Annotated in this window: 2 protein-coding genes; both read right to left on the reverse strand. The window is 73.3% G+C overall.

The window, feature by feature from the left end:
• Window positions 1–294 precede the first annotated feature (294 nt).
• Window positions 295–1,194, reverse strand: a complete 900-nt coding sequence (locus HW445_RS26560) for a tRNA (adenine-N1)-methyltransferase (protein WP_151774704.1) — start codon at window positions 1,192–1,194, stop codon at window positions 295–297.
• Window positions 1,195–1,264: 70 nt separating this feature from the next.
• The coding region (locus HW445_RS26565; protein ID WP_180223419.1) for a site-2 protease family protein at window positions 1,265–2,510 on the reverse strand (1,246 nt) is incomplete at its 5' end.

Raw genomic sequence — 2,510 nt, forward strand, 5'->3', positions numbered from 1 at the left:
GCTGCACGAGTGGGTGTCTCCCGTGGAGGGACGGTGCCGGTGGGATGCTCAGCATCGTGCCACACGTCACACTGCCCGGGAACCGCGGGGTGGAGGTGTGCGCAGGCCGTCCACGGGGCGGACACGGCACGTCGACAGCCCTCCGCACCGCGGCGGGGAGGAGGCCCGGCCAACAGTGAGGCGCACCGGCCGGGTTGCCGTGCGGGGCGCGGCAACCCGGCCGGTGCGCCGGGGAGTTGCGGGGCGTGCGCACGGGGTGCGCACGCCGGGCGGGGCTGTGTGGTGCTGCCGGGGCTAGCGGGAACCGCCGTCGGCGTTGGGGCCGGCGTAGTCCTCGCCGTAGGCGCCCTTGGCGGGGCGGCGGCGGCGCATGGGCGGCTCGACGCCGTCCGCGAGGCGGCGGGCGGTGAGCAGGAAGCCGGTGTGGCCGATCATCCGGTGGTCCGGACGGACCGCGAGGCCCTCGATGTGCCAGTTGCGGATCATCGACTCCCAGGCCGTCGGCTCGTTGAAGCAGCCCATCTCACGGATGGACTCGACGGTGCGGGCGAGCTGCGTGGTGGTGGCCACGTAGCAGCAGAGGATGCCGCCGGGCACGAGGGCCTTGGAGACCGCCTCCAGGCACTCCCAGGGCGCGAGCATGTCGAGGATGACCCGGTCGACCTCGGTGTCGCTCAGGTTGTCCTGGAGGTCGCCCACGGTGAGCTGCCAGGCGGGGTGCTCGCCGCCGAAGTAGCGCTCCACGTTCTGCTTCGCGATCTCGGCGAAGTCCTCGCGGCGCTCGTAGGAGTGCAGCATGCCCTGGTCGCCGATGGCGCGCAGCAGGAAGGAGCTGAGCGATCCGGAGCCGACGCCGGCCTCCACGACGCGCGCGCCGGGGAAGATGTCGGCGAAGGCGAGGATCTGCCCCGCGTCCTTGGGGTAGACCACGGCGGCGCCGCGGGGCATGGACAGGACGTAGTCGGGGAGCAGGGGGCGCAGCGCCAGATAGGCGACGTTCCCCGTGGTGCGGACAACGCTGCCCTCGGGGGCGCCGATCAGCTCGTCGTGCGGGAAGGAACCCTTGTGGGTGTGGAAGTTCTTTCCCGCTTCCAGCGTGAACGTGTAGTGGCGGCCCTTGGGGTCGGTCAGCTGAACCTGGTCCCCGACCTTGAAGGGCCCGCGCCTGCGGGCGGCACCGGTCGGTTCGGACATGTGACCAGCCTACCGGTCCGCGGAGGGTGTCCCGACCGGGCGGGCCCGGCGGGCGGCCCGGTGCGGATGCTCAGTGGGAACGGGTCATGGCCTTGACGAAGGCGTGCTCGACGTCGGCGGCGGAGAGGACGCCGTAGATCTCGCCGGTCTCCTCGACCACCAGGTACTCCGTGGCGGGGGTGGCCCGCAGGGCCTCCAGGAGATCCTCGCCCTCCAGCTCGGCGGAGACCCGCATGCCCTCGGTGAGGCCGGTCGCCAGGGTGCTCACCGCGACCCAGGGACGACGGTGCTCGGGCACCCCGGCGATGCCGGTCTCGCGGACCAGGGAGATCGGCAGGCCCGAGGCGTCCACCACGACGAGGGCGCGGGCGCCGGCCGCGTTGGCGCGGCGCAGCGCCTCGGAGACGGGGGTGTCCGGCTGCACGGGGACGGCACGACGGGTGAGGGTGCGGGCGCGCAGGTCGGGCAGGTGCTCGCGCAGCCGGGCCATGCGGAGGCTGTTGCCCGCGCCGGTCCACATGATCGCGGCGACGATGGCGGCGAGCAGCGCGTCCAGGACCGTGTCCATGCCGTCGGTCTGGGCCTCGCCGACGGCGCCGGAGCGGGTGAGCAGCGGGAAGCCGATCAGGACGGCGACGGCCAGCGCCCGGCCCGCCCAGGCGGCGGCGACGGTGCCGCTCATGGGCCTTCCGGTGATCTTCCAGACCACGGCACGGAGCATCCGGCCGCCGTCCAGGGGGAGGCCCGGGAGCAGGTTGAAGGCGGCGACGATCAGGTTGGAGATCATCAGGCCGCCCAGCAGCACGCCCGGCACGGTGCCGGGCTCCACGGCGAAGAGGGTCAGGTAGAAGATCCCGGCCAGGACGAGGGAGAGGAGCGGGCCCACGAAGGCCAGCACGAACTCCCGGCCGGGGGTCTCGGACTCCTTGCCGATGTCCGAGAAACCGCCGAAGAACTGGAGCTGGATGCGGCGCACCGGCAGCTTGAAGCGGAGGGCGGCGACGGTGTGGGCCAGCTCGTGGACCAGCACGGAGGCGTAGAGGGCCAGGGCGAAGGAGAGGGAGACCAGGTAGCGGGCGGCGCCGAGGTCGGGGAGGATCGGCTCGAGCCGGTCGCCGAAGACCCAGGTGATCAGGGCGGCGACCAGGAAGAAGCTGGGCGAGACGTAGACGGGGACCCCGAAGGGGCGTCCCATCAGGAGCCCGCTGCGGGGTTCCTTCTCCCGGTCCTCGTCCTGCGTGTCCCGTGTCCGCACGGGCCCGTGCCCTCCGGCGAGCGTGCGCCCCGACGGGGTCTCCCCGGGCCCCCGCACCGGC

Origin of the sequence: Streptomyces sp. UH6 (assembly GCF_013421635.1) — a bacterium.
GTDB lineage: Bacteria > Actinomycetota > Actinomycetes > Streptomycetales > Streptomycetaceae > Streptomyces > Streptomyces abyssomicinicus.